This window comes from Kineosporia sp. R_H_3 (assembly GCF_002198675.1).
In the GTDB taxonomy this organism is placed as follows: Bacteria; Actinomycetota; Actinomycetes; order Actinomycetales; family Kineosporiaceae; genus R-H-3.
Genome location: NZ_MWLL01000016.1, coordinates 45,243 through 59,902, shown reverse-complemented (window position 1 = coordinate 59,902; position 14,660 = coordinate 45,243). Strand labels below are relative to the sequence as shown.

The window sequence follows — 14,660 nt, the reverse complement described above, 5'->3', positions numbered from 1 at the left end:
TGACGGGAGACGTCATGCCGGCCCCTCTGCTGCGGACCAAGCTGTACCTGCCCCGGCCGCGGGCGGGGGTGGTGCCGCGCGCGAGGCTCCTGCGACGGCTGGACGGCGCGGCAGGGGCGAAGGTCGTGCTCGTGTGCGCCCCGGCCGGCTTCGGCAAGACGACGCTGCTCACCCAGTGGCTGGCCGGGCAGGAGGCGCCGCCGCGCGGCCGGCGGGCGGCGTGGCTGTCGCTGGACCGTGGCGACGACGACCCCGTCACCTTCTGGACCTACGTGGTCACCGCGCTGCGGACGGTCGCGCCGGAGGCCGGTGCCGACGCCCTGGCGCTGCTCGGCAGCGGCGGACCGGTGCAGACCCGGCTCGTGCTGACGACCCTGCTCAACGACCTCGCCGCGCCCGGCGGCGAGGTCGTGCTCGTGCTCGACGACTACCACCTCGTCGAGGCCCGCGAGGTCCACGAGGAGATGGCGTTCCTCGTCGAGCACCTGCCGCCGCGCGTCCGGCTCGTGCTCGCCGGCCGCGCGGACCCGCCGCTGCCGCTGGCCCGGCTGCGGGCCCGCGGCGAGCTCGTCGAGGTCCGCGCCGCCGACCTGCGCTTCACCCCCGACGAGGCCGCCGAGTACCTCGTCGGGGCCATGGGGCTCACGGTCACGGCCGGGGACGTCGAGGCCCTGGAGGACCGCACCGAGGGGTGGATCGCCGCCCTCCAGCTCGCGGCGCTGTCGATGCAGGGCCGTGAGGACGTCACCGGCTTCGTCGCGGGCTTCACCGGCGACGACCGCTACGTCGTCGACTACCTCGTCGAGGAGGTCCTGCACCGCCAGCCGGCGCCGGTCCGCGACTTCCTCCTGCAGACGTCCGTGCTGGCCCGCCTCACCGGCCCGCTGTGCGACGCCGTGACCGGCCGGCAGGACGGCCGCGCCGCGCTCGAGGCGCTCGACCGGGGCAACCTCTTCGTCGTCCCGCTCGACGACCACCGCCGGGCCTACCGCTACCACCACCTGTTCGGCGACGTCCTGCGGGCCAGGCTCGTCGAGGAGTCGCCCGGCCTCGTGCGCACCCTGCACCGGCGCGCGAGCGACTGGTACGCCGCGAACGGCGACCCCGCCGAAGGGATCCGGCACGCGACCGCCGCGCAGGACCACGAGCGCGCCGCCGACCTCGTCGAGCTGGCGATGCCCGACGCGCGGCGCACCCGGCAGGAGGCCGCGCTGCGGCACTGGATCGAGCAGCTGCCGGCCGGGCTGGTCCGGGCGCGGCCGGTGCTCGCCAACGGTCTCGCGGGCGCGCTGCTGTCGACCGGTGAGGTCCGGGGCGTCGAGCAGCACCTGCGCGACGCCGAGCAGGCGCTGGCCGACGGCCCGCGCGCCCGGGACGAGCAGGAGCTGCGCCGGGTCCCGGCCGGGATCGCCGTCCACCGGGCCGGTCTCGCCCTGGCGCTCGGCGACCCCGCCGCGACCGTGACCCACGCCCGGCGTGCCCTGGGGCTGCTCGAGGAGGACCACCACATCGCCCGGGGCGCGGCGACCGCGCTCGTCGGACTGGCGTCCTGGGTCACCGGGGACCTCGACGCGGCCGTCGCCGGGTACTCCGAGTGCCTCGTGAGCCTGGAGCGGGCCGGGCACGCCTCCGACGTCCTCGGCTGCTCCCTCTCCCTCGCCGACATCCAGGTCACGCAGGGCCGGCTGCGGGACGCCCGGCGCACCTACGAGCGGGCGCTGCGGCTGCGCCCAGCGGACGGCGGCCCGCCGCTGCGCGGCACGGCCGACATGCTCGTCGGGCTCGCCGCCCTCGACCTCGAGCAGGGCGACCCGGAGCAGGCGGGCCGGGTCCTCGCGCAGGCCGAGGACCTCGGCGAGCACAACGGGCTGCCGCAGAACCCGTACCGCAGCCGCGTCGTCCGGGCCCGGCTGCTCCAGGTGCAGGGCGACCCGCTCGAGGCGCTGGCCCTGCTCGACGAGGCGCGGCGCCGGTACGTCGGGGACATGGCCCCGGACGTGCGCCCCGTCGCGGCCGTCCGGGCCCGGGCCCTGCTCGTCCAGGGCCGGCTCGCCGAGGTCCTGGACTGGGTCCGGGAGCGGGGCCTGTCCGTCGACGACGAGCCCGACCACCTGCGCGAGTACGAGCACGTGACCCTCGCCCGGGCGCTCCTCGCCCGGCACGGTGCCGACGGGGACGGCGACGCCCTGGCCGCGGCCGCCTCGCTCCTCGACCGGCTCGCCGCGGCCGCCGATGCGGGCGGGCGCACCGGCAGCCTCGTCGAGGTGCTTCTCCTGCGAGCGCTCGCCGCGCGTGCGGGCGGCGACGCCCGCGGTGCGCTCGAGCCGCTCGGGCGCGCGCTGGCCCTCGCCGGGCCGGAGGGCTACGTCCGCCTCTTCCTCGACGAGGGCCCGCCGCTGGCCGCCCTGCTCCGGGCGGCCGCCGAGCGCGGCCCCGCGGGCGGGTACGCCGCGCGGCTGCTCGCCGCCGGCGGCGCGGACGCCCCGCGGCCGCCGGCCCGGCAGCCCCTCGTCGAACCGCTCAGCGACCGGGAGCGCGACGTGCTGCGGCTGCTCGCGACCGAGCTCAGCGGGCCGGAGATCGCCGGGGAGCTCGTCGTGTCGCTGAACACCGTGCGCACGCACACGAAGAGCATCTACGCCAAGCTCGGCGTCAACAGCCGGCGGGCCGCCGTCCGCCGCGCGCAGGAGCTCGACCTGCTCTCCCCCGGGGCTCCCCGGCACAACCACCACATGTGGTGATCCGGGCTCACCACATCCGTTCCTAGCCTGCGGGCATGGACGACACCGACCTCCCGCACGGCGCCCCCGACGGCCCCCACGGCCCCCACGGCCCTGACGGACCTGACGGACCAGACCGACCCGGCGCCGGCCACTACGAGATCCGGGTCCGGGGGCACCTCGCCGGCCGCTGGGCGGCCTGGTTCGACGGGCTCACGCTCGACCGGCTCGGCGACGGCACGACCCGGATCGCCGGCCCCGTCACCGACCAGGCGGCCCTGCACGGCGTGCTGCAGAAGGTCCGCGACACCGGGCTCGCGCTCGTCTCGGTCGAGCAGGTGCCCGCCGCGGCACCCTCCCACAAGCGGCCCACGTCGTGATCGCCGTCGACGCTCTCACCCGCCGGTACGGCGGCTTCACCGCCGTCGACGACGTGACCTTCGCCGCGCTGCCGGGGCGCGTGACGGGCTTCCTCGGCCCGAACGGCGCAGGCAAGTCGACGACCCTGCGGATCCTCGTCGGGCTGTCGACCGCGACGTCGGGGACGGCGACGGTCGGCGGCCGCCGGTACGTCGACCTGCCCGACCCGGGACGGGAGGTCGGGGTGCTCCTCGACGCGTCCGCCCAGCACGTCGGCCGCACCGGCCGCGAGACCCTGACGGTCGCGCAGCGCTACATGGGGCTGCCCCGCGGCCGGGTCGAGGAGATGCTCGCCGTCGTCGGGCTCACGCCGCAGGAGTCGTCGCGTCGCGTCCGTGACTACTCGCTCGGGATGCGGCAGCGCCTCGGCATCGCGACGGCGCTCCTCGGCGACCCCGCCGTCCTCGTCCTCGACGAGCCGGCGAACGGGCTCGACCCGGCCGGCATCCGCTGGATGCGCGGGCTGCTGCGCGACTTCGCCGACCGCGGCGGGACCGTCCTGCTCTCCTCGCACCTGATCCACGAGATCGAGGTCGTCGCCGACGACCTCGTCGTCCTCGCCGGCGGCCGGGTCGTGGCCCGCGGCACGAAGGCCGACCTGCTCCGGGCCGTCGGGCCCGCGGCGGACGGCGGCGGCCTCGAGCAGCTCTTCCTCGACCTCACCGAAGGAGTCGTCGCGTGACCACCCTCGACACCCTCGCCGCGGGCCCCGGGCCCGGCGGGCCGCCGTCCGCCCGCCCCTCGATCCCCCTGCGCCGCATCGTGACGACCGAGGTGCGCAAGCTCTTCGACACCCGCTCCGGGTTCTGGCTCGTGGCCGGCGTCGGGCTGCTCGCGCTGCTCGCCTCGGCGGCCGTCGCCGCGCTCGCCTCGGACGCGGGGATGACGTACCGCGCGTTCACGACGGCCGTGGACTACCCGCTCACCCTCGTGCTGCCGGTCGTCGCGATCCTCTCCGTGACGTCCGAGTGGAGCCAGCGCAGCGGCCTCACGACGTTCACCCTCGTGCCCCGGCGCGGCCGGGTCGTCGCCGCCAAGGCGGTCGCGTGCGTCGGCGTCGCCGTCGCCGCCGTACCGCTCGCCCTCGGGGCCGCGGCGCTGGGCAACCTCGCCGGCAGCTCGCTCGCCGGCATCGCCCCGGTCTGGGACGTCACCGCGACGAGCATGCTGACGATCGTCGGTTCGAACGTGCTGGGCGTCCTCGTCGGCTTCGTGCTGGGGGTGCTCCTGCGCAGCTCGGTCGGGGCGGTCGTCGCGTACTTCGGCTACGCGCTCGTGCTGCCGGCCCTGGCCGTCGTCCTCGCCGGCTCGCAGGCCTGGTTCCGCACCGTGCAGCCCTGGGTCGACCTGCGGTACGCCCAGGGGACGCTCGTCGACGGCACGCTGACGGCGGCGCAGTGGGAGCACCTCGCCGCCAGCGCCGCGGTCTGGCTGCTCGCCCCGCTCGTCGTCGGTCTCTTCGCCGTTGTGCGCGCCGAGGTCAAGTAGCCCCGTGACCACCCGGCCGGGGACTTCCGCTGCGTGCAGCGGCGCAGACCTTCAGCCGGTGGACGACGCCTGCTCCGCGAGCGTGTGCGCGACGATCGCGTTGGCGTGCCCGTGACCGAGGCCGTGCTCGTCCTTGAGGAACGCGACGAGATCCATGTGCCTGGCCGGGAGCCGCTCGACGACGAGGGCCTTCCAGTACGCGACCGGTTGGCCGTACTTCTTCTCGATCGAGGGGAAGTACGACGCGGGGCCCTGGACCTTGGGCGTGTCCTCGGGCGCGGGACCGTCGCTCACGAGCCTGCCTTCTCCTCGAGCCGGGCGATCTCCTCGGCGACGACCGAGTCGTCGAGCTTGGTGAAGACCGGCACCGGGGCGGGCACCGGGGTGCCGGGCACGATCGGGACGGGCTTCCACTCGGCGAGGGTCTCGCCGCGGGTGTAGTCCCCCATGAGGACGGGGTAGCCGGGCCCGCCGTCGAGGTCCTCGACCTCGCGGATCTGCGGCATCGGCGAGACGGTGCCGACGCCGCCGAACGCCTCGTGGACGGCCTGGGCGCTGTGTGGCAGGAACGGCGAGAGCATCGTGCGGCAGTCCGAGATCGCCTGTGCCGCGACGTGCAGCACGGTCTTCATCCGCTCCGGGTCCTCGTTCTTGAGCTTCCACGGCGCCTGGTCGGACAGGTACTTGTTCGCCTCGGAGACCACGCGCATCGCCTCGGCGACCGCCTGCTTCTGGCGGTGGGTGCCGAGCAGGTCGCCGACGTCGCCGAAGCCCGCCTCGGTCGTCGCGAGGAGCGCGTGGTCGGCCTCGGTGAGGACGCCGCGCTCGGGGATCGCGCCGAGGTTCTTGTGGATCATCGACGCCGTCCGGTTGACGAGGTTGCCCCAGCCGGCGACGAGCTCGTCGTTCGTGCGGCGGACGAACTCCGTCCACGTGAAGTCGGTGTCCTGCGTCTCCGGGCCCGCGGTCGCGATGAAGTAGCGCAGGGCGTCCGGCTGGTACCGGGCGAGCATGTCGCGCACGTAGATGACGACGCCGCGCGAGGAGGAGAACTGCTTGCCCTCCATCGTGAGGAACTCGCTGCTCACGACCTCGGTCGGCAGGTTCAGCTCGCCGAGGACGCCCGGGGTGCCGCCCTTGTCGCCCTTGCCGTTGTAGGCGAGGAGCTCGGCGGGCCAGATCTGGCTGTGGAACGTGATGTTGTCCTTGCCCATGAAGTAGTACGACCGCGCGTCGGGGTCGTTCCACCACAGCCGCCAGGCGTCGTCGTCCCCGGTCCGGCGGGCCCACTCGACCGAGGCCGACAGGTAGCCGATGACGGCGTCGAACCACACGTAGAGCCGCTTGGCCGCGTTGTCCTCCCAGCCGGGCAGCGGGACCGGGATCCCCCAGTCGATGTCGCGGGTCATCGCCCGCGGCCGGACGTCGTCCAGCAGGTTCAGGGAGAACTTCAGGACGTTGGGGCGCCAGTCGCTGCGGGTCTGGAGCCACGCGCCGAGGGTCTCCGACAGCGCCGGCAGGTCGAGGAAGAAGTGCTCGGTCTCGACGAACTTCGGGGTCTCGCCGTTGATCCGGCTGCGCGGGTTCTTCAGCTCCGCGGCGTCGAGCTGGTTGCCGCAGTTGTCGCACTGGTCGCCGCGCGCCCCGTCGTAGCCGCAGATCGGGCAGGTGCCCTCGATGTAGCGGTCGGGCAGCGTGCGGCCCGTCGACGGCGAGATCGCGCCCGTCGTCGTCTTCTCGATCATGTAGCCGTTCTTGTGGACGACGCGGAACAGCTCCTGGGCGACCGCGTAGTGGTTGCGGGTCGTCGTCCGGGTGAAGAGGTCGTACGCGAGACCGAGACCGTGCAGGTCCTCGACGATGACGCGGTTGTAGCGGTCGGCGAGCGCCTTCGGGGTCAGTCCCTCCTGCTCGGCCTGGACGAGGATCGGCGTGCCGTGCTCGTCGGTGCCGGAGACCATGAGGACGTCGTGCCCGGCCATGCGCATGTAGCGGCTGAAGACGTCGGAGGGGACGCCGAAGCCGGCGACGTGGCCGATGTGGCGGGGGCCGTTGGCGTACGGCCAGGCGACCGCCGAGAGCACATGCGTCATGGACCGATCCTATTGACGCACCGACGGCCCCGCGGGCCGCCCCGCCGTGCGCCCGACCCAGCGACAGTCCGAAGAGAGGATGTGACCCTCGGTCACCAGGTGGAGTACTTGTCTACGGAGCGCGGCACCGTGAACACGTCAGGTGACGGTATTTTCCGACGTTCTGTCTGCTCTGCACCGTGTGCGGGGGTGCCGGACATTACATCTTCGCGTGGCGGCCAGATCGCCTGTCATGTACGGCCACGGCCGTCAGACGTCAAGGCACCATGGTCACGGGACAAGGGGAAGTCCGCACACCAGGCCTTCGGGCACCGGTCGGGCACCGGGCGGACGGCGGGTCACAGCGGCGGGGACACCGCTGGAACCCGCGGATGGATGGGGCACATCATGGACGTCACACGTTACTCGCAGCACCTGCCGAGCCAGCCGCTGGACCGGTCGGCGACGACGCCCGCGGGCACCGCCGACACCGGGCAGGAGGACGCGCCGCTGCGCGTCGCCATCATCGACGACCACCGGACGATGGCGGACCTGCTCGCCTTCGCGCTCGCCGCCGAGACCGGCTTCGTCTTCGTCGGGCACGCCCCGACGGTGAGCACGGGCCTGGACCTCGTCGGCCGGATCCTCCCCGACGTCGTCCTCCTCGACCTCAACCTGCCCGACGGCAACGGGATGTGGCTGGCGCGGGAGATCTCGACGCTCTACCCGTCCGTCCGGATCGTCATCCTCACCGCGGAGACCGACCCGAGCCTCGTGAGCCGGGCCGCCGAGGCCGGCGCCTGCGGCTACGTCGCCAAGACCGGCGGTCTCGCCGAGGTGCTCGAGGCGCTCCGCAGCGCCCGCAAGGGCTCGATGGTCGTCGACAACCGGCTCATCGCCGCGCTCGGCCGCCCGCGGTCCGCGACGACGTCCGCCGCCCCGTCGCTCACCTCGCGGGAGATCGACGTCCTCCAGGAGCTCGCCGCCGGCCGCGACGTCACCGCCGCGGCCCGCCGGCTGGGCATCAGCCCGCACACCGCGCGCGGCTACGTGAAGACGATCCTCACCAAGCTGGACTGCCACTCCCAGCTCGAGGCCGTCGTCACCGCCGCCCGGCTCGGGCTGCTCCGCCTCCACCAGGCGTCCTGACCGACTCCCCGCACGTCCACCGAGTCCACCGGATGGCCATGCTCGCGCGCGGGCCTCGTCCGCGCGCCCTCGACGACCCGCTCTACGTGCCGCGGTCACCGCTGTCCGCCGACGAGGAGACCGCCCGCTCGGAGGCCCGCAGGATCGTGCGGCGCGCCCTCGTCAGCTACGCGGTCGCGAGCCTCGGCGCGCTGCTCTTCGTCGGCGTCGGGGCGTCGGTCGTCGCGGAGACCGTGGCCCGGGACGGTGCCGTCCACGACGCCGGCTTCTACACGCAGAAGTTCGCCCAGCTGACCGTCGCGCCGCTCGTCACCGACGAGCTCGCCGCCGGCGACCCGCAGGCGATCGCCCGGCTCGACGAGCTGGTCAAGCGCCAGATGGCCGAGCACGAGGTGCTCCGGGTCAAGGTCTGGTCCGCGGACGCGCGGGTGCTCTACTCCGACGAGCCGCGGCTCATCGGTCGCACGTACGAGATCGAGCCCGACGACCGCGAGGTGCTCGAGACCCTCGGGCTCGACGCGCACGTCTCCCCGAGCACCAAGCCAGAGAACGAGTTCGAGTCCGGCTTCGGTGAGACGCTCGAGGTGTACGCCGGCGTCACGGCGGCCGACGGCGAGCCGGTGCTCGTCGAGGCCTACCTGCCCGTCGACCGGCTCGACGCCCTGCGGGAGAACCTCAGCGACCAGATCACCCCGCTCGTGGTGCTCTCGCTGCTCACCCTGGAGCTGCTGCTCCTGCCGCTGGCCGTCGTCCTCGCCCGCCGGATCGCCCGCGGGCACGAGGAACGGGCGACCCTGTCCCGGCTCGCCGCGCACGCCGCCGAGTCCGAGCGGCACTCGATCGCCGCCGAGCTGCACGACGGCGTCATCCAGGACCTCGTCGCCGTCGGGTTCGGCCTGGGCACCGTCCGGGCCGTCGCCGACCGCGAGGGCCAGGCGGACATCGGCGCGGCGGCCCAGCAGCTCAACGACATCGTCCGCGAGGACGTCCGGGTGCTGCGCGGCCTCATCGGCTCGCTCGCCGTCGGCGACCTCGCCGCGACCCCGCTGGCCGGCGTCGTCACGCAGGCGGCCCTGGAGGCCGAGCAGGCGGGCCTGCTCGTCGAGCGCGACGTCGTCGACGTCGAGCCGCACAGCCGCGACGTCCACACGGCACTGAGCCTGGTCGCCCGGGAGGCGATCCGGAACGTCGTCCGGCACGCGGCCGCGACGCGGCTCGTCGTCCGGCTCGCGCGGCAGGACGGCCACATCGTCCTCGAGGTCACCGACGACGGCCGCGGGTTCGACCCGGCCGGTGCGACGACCGCGGCCGACGGGCACCTCGGCCTGACCCTCTACGCGCGGGCGGCCCGGGCCGCCGGCGGCGGCTACACGCTGCGGACGGCGCCCGGCTCGGGCACGACCCTCGTCGTCCGGGTGCCGACCGACGGCGTACCGCAGCGGCCCTGGTGGCGGCGCGCCCGTCAGGGCTGACGCAGGTCGCGCTCCCGCCTCGGGACCTGCGCCGGCGACGGACACCCGGCGGCAGGAGCGGCACCCCGAACGTGCAAGACCCCCTGGCCGGGGCGGGCCAGGGGGTCTTCGCACCGTTCGCCTGCCGTCGGCGTAGGGCGAGCCGGCGGTCGACGTGGTGCACGGCCCGCGGACCGGGTCGGGTGGGGCGCCCGAGCCCGGGCCCGTGCTGCGGGCCGGGGCGGTCGGCCGCTGAGCCAGGGGTGCTCAGCGGCCGACCGGTGTCACCGGTGGGGACGGGGCAGGGTCACTTGCCCGTACCGGTGAGGGTGACCGTCGTCAGGCGGGGCAGGGAGGACGCTCCGCCGTCGATGGTCAGCGTGCCGTTGTAGGTCTGCACCGCGGTCGGGGTGAACGTGACGCTGATGCCGCACGTCTTCCCCGGGGCGACCGCCGTGCCGTTGAAGCAGGTGCTCGTCGCCGGGTTCACGACGACCCCGAAGGGCAGACCGCTGACGACCGTGGTGGCCGCGGCGATCGTTCCGTTGGCCGTGCCGGTGTTCTTCACCGAGAGGGTCGACGTCTTCGTCGTCCCGCGGTTCACCGTGCCGAACCCGACCGGGCTCGGCGAGACCGACCAGCTGGCCCCGGCACCGGTGCCGGTCAGCGAGACCACGGTGCTCCCGCCGACGGCGTTGTGGCTCAGGGTCAGCGCCCCGGTCCGCGCCCCGATCGCCGTCGGCACGAACCGCACGGTGACCGTGCAGCTCGCCCCACCGGCGACGGTGAACGGTGCGGCGCCGCACGTCCCTCCGGTGACCGCGTAGTCACTCGCCCCCGAGGTCACCGTGGCCGCGCTGACGGTGAGCGGCGCCGTCCCGGTGTTGGTGACCGTCGTCGAGAGCGACGACGGTCCGGGGGCCGTCACGGTGCCGTAGGACAGGACGCCCGGCGTCACGGTGATGCTCGGCCTGGCCACCTCGTTGGCGACACCGGTGAGGGAGACCGTCGCCGACGGGCCCGTGGCCGGCTTGAGGGTCAGGGTCGCGGCGAGCGGCCCGGTCCCGGTCGTCGGGCTGAACCGGACGACCACCGTGCAGGTCGCGTCCTGGGCGACCGCGGTACCCGCCGCGCAGGTGCCGCCGGTGATCGCGAACTGGCTCGCACCGGTGCCGGTGAGGCTCGGCGTGACCCCGGCCGTGTCCGCGCCGACGTTCGTCACGACGACGGTCTGCGTCGGGCTGGACTGCCCCTGGTCGACGGCACCGAAGTCGAGCGCGAACGCGTCCGGCGCCAGCGGACCGGCGATCTTGCCGGCCACCTGCCAGCGGTCGGTGCTCGCCAGGACGCGGGTCGTCGGGTCCTGGATCTCGAACCCGTTGAACGCGCCCGTGGCACCCGGCTTGACGTAGGTACCACCGATGACCTTCTGGAAGCTCGTCGCGTCACCGAGGTAGCCGGCGGGCGGCGTCGCCGCGTTCGGGTCCCAGCGCAGGAAGCCCTCGATCGGCGTCGCCGCGTTGACGAAGACCGCTCCCGGGCTGGCGAGCGCGTCCCCGAAGGCGCACGGGGCGGCCCCGCAGCCGGTGTCCTGCGTCTGCGCGTTCGGCCGGACGGCGCCGTTCGCGTCGGTCGTGAAGGCGAACGTCCCGTACGGCGTCACCGCGGTGTACGGAGCGTCCGGGCCGACGTTCGGGCACAGCCCGCTGGCGACGAGCCGCAACCGGGTGAACGTCGTCTGGTCACCGGCCACCGGCCCGGCCGTCGTCGCGAACGAACCCTCGAGGCCGGACACGAGGAACGCGCTGCCCGCCGGGTCGCCGGGGTTGCAGCCCGGGATCGAGAGGATGTCGCTCGTCGCGAAGGCGTAGAAGAACTCGTCCGGGAAGTTGTCCGGGAGGGCGAGCGGCTGGTCGGGCTGCGGGACCCCGAGGAGCACGCAGTTGGCCGGGTCGAGGCACGGCTCGAGCCGGGTCCCGTTCGAGTCCTGGTAGAAGGTCGGGTAGCCGAACCTGCCGACGCTCGCGGACACCGACTTGGCACCGGCGAACCCGCTGCCGGTCAACGCGATCGAGTGCTGGCCCGCCCCGACGTTGTCCGAGACGAACAGCGTGGCGTTCTGCGCGCCGCCGGCCGTCGGGGAGAAGACGACGTCGACGGTGCAGCTCGCGTCCGGCGCCACCGGGTCGGCGCAGGTGCTGTTCGTGAAGGCGTAGGAGCCGGGCGCCGCGCCGCCGAGCGTGAACCCGCTGACCACCAGGGGTGCGGTCCCGCCGGCGTTGGAGATGGTCACCGTCTCGGCGCTGCTGGAGCGCCCGATGCCCAGCTGCCCGAACGTCAGCGACCTCGGGGCGAAGCTGATCGCCGCACCGGTCGGGTCGCTGCCGGTGCCCTCGAGGGGCACGACGAACGGGTTGTTGAGCCCGTTGTTCGTGAACGTCAGGGTCGCTGCCCGGACCCCGGTCGCGACCGGGGCGAAGGTGACGTCCACGGTGCACGTGTCACCGGGCGCCAGGGTCGTCGTCGCGGTGCAGGTGCCTCCGGCGACCGCGAACTCCGCTGCGTCGACACCGCCGACGGTGATGCCCGACAGCGTCACGCGGCCGTCGGAGCCGCCCGGGACCGCGACGCCGGTGTTCGTCACCGTGAGCGTCTTGGCCGGGGAGACGCTGCCCACGGCCGTGGTGTCGAGGACGAGCTTGCCCGCGGCGCTGACGCCGCCGGTCGCCTCGAGCGGGCCCTGGAGCTTGCCCATGACGGAGAACTGCGAGGTTTGCAGCCCGGCGGGCGGCAGGCCGGGGCCGGTGATCTTGAAGTAGTTGGACGGGTTGACCCCGTCCTCCTTGAACGGGGCGCCGATGACCTTGTGGAACGACGCCGCGTCACCGATGTAGCCCGCCGGGGCGGCCGGCGCGACGGCCGGGTCCCAACGGAGGATCCCGCCGAGGACCGGGGAGCTGAGCGCCTCGGAGAAGTCGCACACCGCCGGCGCGACCGGGGCGCACCCGATGTCGACCGTCGACGCGTTGCGGGCGATCCCGCCCTTGGCGTTCGACTGGATGACGGTGCGCCCGTACGGGCTCGTCACCGTGTAGTTCGTGTTGGGGCACAGGCCGCTCGTCACGAAGAACCGCTCGCGGCCGAACACCATCTGCTCGGTGTCGACGGGGTCGCCGTTGACGAACGTGCCCTCGATGGCGCTGCGGTAGGCGGCCTTGCCCGGCGCCGTCCCGGCGCAGCCCGGGGTCGTGAGCTGGTCGGAGTCGGCGACCGTGTAGAAGAACTCACCCGGGAAGTTCAGCGCCTTGCCGGGGGCCGCGGGCAGGAAGCTCAGCGGCTGGCCCCGGGTGAAGGTCGCGTCCGGCAGCACGACGCAGAACGGGTCGTCCGGGTCGATGCACTGCGAGACCTTGACCCCGTTCTCGTCGCGGTACCAGGTCGGGAACTCGTCGACGGGGAGCTTGTCCGTCGCCACCGCGGCGACGCCGCCCGTCGCGTTGCCGGTGACGGTGACTCGGGTCGGCGTGGCCACCACGTTGCTCGCGACGAGGACGGTCGCGGTGTGCGGCCCGGGAGCCGTGGGCGCGAACATCACCGAGACCGAGCACGAGGCGCCCGCGGCGACCGTGACACCGGTGCACGTCGTCGAGGCGACCCGGAACTGGTCCGCCTCGCTCCCCGGCGCGAGGTCGAAGTCGACCGAGGAGACCGCCAGCGGGGAGGTGCCCGAGTTGGTCACAGTGAAGGGCAGGGTGGACGTCGTCTTGATCCGGACGTCACCGAAGGCGAGCGGGTTCGGCGTCGCCGTGACGACCGGCTGCGCGCCGGCCGTCGTGCCGGTGCCGAGCAGCGGGATGTTCAGCGGCGACCGGGACCCGCCGGTGAAGGCGACGTTGACGCTGTTCGCCGTGGACGGGCCGAGGACGGGCGGCTGGAAGTTCACGCCGAACGTGCACGTCGCGTTCCGGGCGAGCACCGCGCGGTTGCAGGAGTTCGTGCCGTTGAGCCGGAAGATGTTCGCCGGGCCGGCGATCGTCACACCACCGTTGGGGATGGTGAGCGTCGCCTTGCCGAGGTTGGTCACGGTGACCGTGCGGGTGGTGCTACGGACCCCCACGGCCTGGCCGCCGAAGTCGAGCGGGCTCGGGCTCGCCACGGTCTCGGCGAGCCGGCCGGCCACGGTGAACAGGTTCGTCGTCCCGGTCCAGACGCCGCCGGCGCCGTCGGAGCCGGAGACGGTGAGGTTGTTCGCGCTGCCGGGGCCGTTCGCGCCGACGATCGGGTGCGGGGTGACGCCGTCGCCCAGGTAGCCGGGCGGTGCGGCCGGCCCGACGGCCGGGTCCCACTTGAGGAAGCCCGCGGTGGCGCTGCCCATGACCGGCGAACCGGTGGCCAGGGAGAAGTTGCACAGCACGAGGGTGGTCGGGACGCAGCCGACGTCGACGGTCGCGCCGGGGGTGTTCACCGGGATCGCGCCGGCCGCGTTGGCGGTGAGGGTCACCGTGCCGAACGGGTGCTGGAAGGTGTACGCCTGGCCCGGGCAGAGGCCGCTCGTCGCGCGGACCCGGACGCGACCGAAGGTCATCTGGTCCCCGGCCTTGGGGGCACCGCCGATGAAGGCCCCCTCGATCGCGAGCGTGACGAACGCCCGACCGGCGGGCGAGGTGCCGCAGCCGGGGGTCGCGACGTTCGAGGACTGCGCGTACGCGTAGAAGAACTCGCTCGGGTAGTTCGTCGGGAAGCTCAGCGGGGCAGCCGGGTTGTAGTCCGGCTCCGCACCCGGCAGGACGCAGTTCGGGTCGTTGGCCTCGATGCAGGCCTCGACCCGGTTGCCGTTGTTGTCCTCGTACCAGGCGGGGAACCCGCTGCCCGGCAGGGTCTGGGTGGCCGGCGCCACGGCGGCCGCCTGCGCGGCAGGGGCGCCCACGGTCACGAGACCGAGGACTGCGAGGGGCACTGCCACTGCGGTGGCGACCAGTCGACGCAGCCGGGTGGACCGACGCGCACGCGCCGCCACAGTCGCTGCCGGGTTGTTGAACACGGGCACCTCCGCGGTGCTTCCTTCGCCCCACCGGACCGGCTGCTGCACGGTCCGGGAACCGTCCTCACCGACCGAGCCCATGGCGGTGGGACGCACTGTGTTGCCTGAGTTCCACCACGCCTGACCGCCCCGCGGAGGGCGTGGTTTTCCACTGCACCGAACCCTCGTCCAGGGACCGAGGTCCCTGGCAGCCGCGCAGTGGTGGTGGCAGTGCCGAAAGTTGGGGGGTATACGTGATCGACGCACAGTGATATGGCGCCGGCGACGCGGACGGCGGGACCCCCAGGCCGGGGCAGACCTGGGGGTCCCGGCGGCTGCG

8 protein-coding genes and 1 pseudogene are annotated in these 14,660 nt (G+C 74.0%); 6 read left to right on the top strand and 3 right to left on the bottom strand.

Features of this window, described 5'->3' with window-relative positions:
* The first annotated feature begins 14 nt into the window (after positions 1 to 14).
* From ECOMGDLI_RS01555 to ECOMGDLI_RS01540, 4 genes and pseudogenes are all read left to right on the top strand, one after another.
* On the top strand, positions 15 to 2,741 hold the full coding sequence (locus tag ECOMGDLI_RS01555) for a LuxR C-terminal-related transcriptional regulator (RefSeq protein WP_088312928.1): 2,727 nt from the start codon (positions 15 to 17) through the stop codon (positions 2,739 to 2,741).
* Positions 2,742 to 2,776: 35 nt separating this feature from the next.
* The gene (locus tag ECOMGDLI_RS01550; RefSeq protein ID WP_198954432.1) at positions 2,777 to 3,100 is read left to right on the top strand and encodes a hypothetical protein; all 324 of its coding nucleotides are present in this window, start codon (positions 2,777 to 2,779) and stop codon (positions 3,098 to 3,100) included.
* Positions 3,097 to 3,756, top strand: a pseudogene (locus ECOMGDLI_RS01545) (ABC transporter ATP-binding protein); the annotation flags it as partial. The gene ECOMGDLI_RS01550 and the pseudogene ECOMGDLI_RS01545, both read left to right, overlap by 4 nt.
* Before the next feature lie 62 nt (positions 3,757 to 3,818).
* Positions 3,819 to 4,628, top strand: coding sequence for an ABC transporter permease (locus ECOMGDLI_RS01540; RefSeq protein WP_088312924.1), 810 nt, complete (start codon positions 3,819 to 3,821; stop codon positions 4,626 to 4,628).
* A 51-nt stretch (positions 4,629 to 4,679) separates the two neighbouring features.
* Here the strand turns inward: ECOMGDLI_RS01540 and ECOMGDLI_RS01535 are convergent, their stop codons facing one another.
* Together ECOMGDLI_RS01535 and metG are read right to left on the bottom strand one after the other, a co-directional pair.
* Positions 4,680 to 4,922: a DUF4287 domain-containing protein gene (locus ECOMGDLI_RS01535; RefSeq protein ID WP_088312922.1), complete on the bottom strand. Its 243-nt coding sequence runs from the start codon at positions 4,920 to 4,922 to the stop codon at positions 4,680 to 4,682.
* On the bottom strand, positions 4,919 to 6,721 hold the full coding sequence (gene metG, locus ECOMGDLI_RS01530) for a methionine--tRNA ligase (protein WP_088312920.1): 1,803 nt from the start codon (positions 6,719 to 6,721) through the stop codon (positions 4,919 to 4,921). The genes ECOMGDLI_RS01535 and metG overlap by 4 nt, the downstream gene beginning before the upstream one ends.
* A 387-nt stretch (positions 6,722 to 7,108) precedes the next feature.
* Between metG and ECOMGDLI_RS01525 the strand changes: the two genes are divergently transcribed.
* Complete coding sequence (locus tag ECOMGDLI_RS01525; protein WP_088312960.1) at positions 7,109 to 7,849, top strand: response regulator transcription factor; 741 nt, start codon at positions 7,109 to 7,111, stop codon at positions 7,847 to 7,849.
* 32 nt (positions 7,850 to 7,881) lie between these two features.
* Positions 7,882 to 9,321, top strand: coding sequence for an ATP-binding protein (locus tag ECOMGDLI_RS01520; RefSeq protein ID WP_088312918.1), 1,440 nt, complete (start codon positions 7,882 to 7,884; stop codon positions 9,319 to 9,321).
* Positions 9,322 to 9,607: 286 nt separating this feature from the next.
* Here ECOMGDLI_RS01520 and ECOMGDLI_RS01515 read toward each other — a convergent pair whose 3' ends face one another.
* Entirely contained in the window at positions 9,608 to 14,257 is a 4,650-nt protein-coding gene (locus tag ECOMGDLI_RS01515) for a choice-of-anchor D domain-containing protein (protein WP_143447426.1), read from the bottom strand.
* Between the last annotated feature and the right edge of the window lie 403 nt (positions 14,258 to 14,660).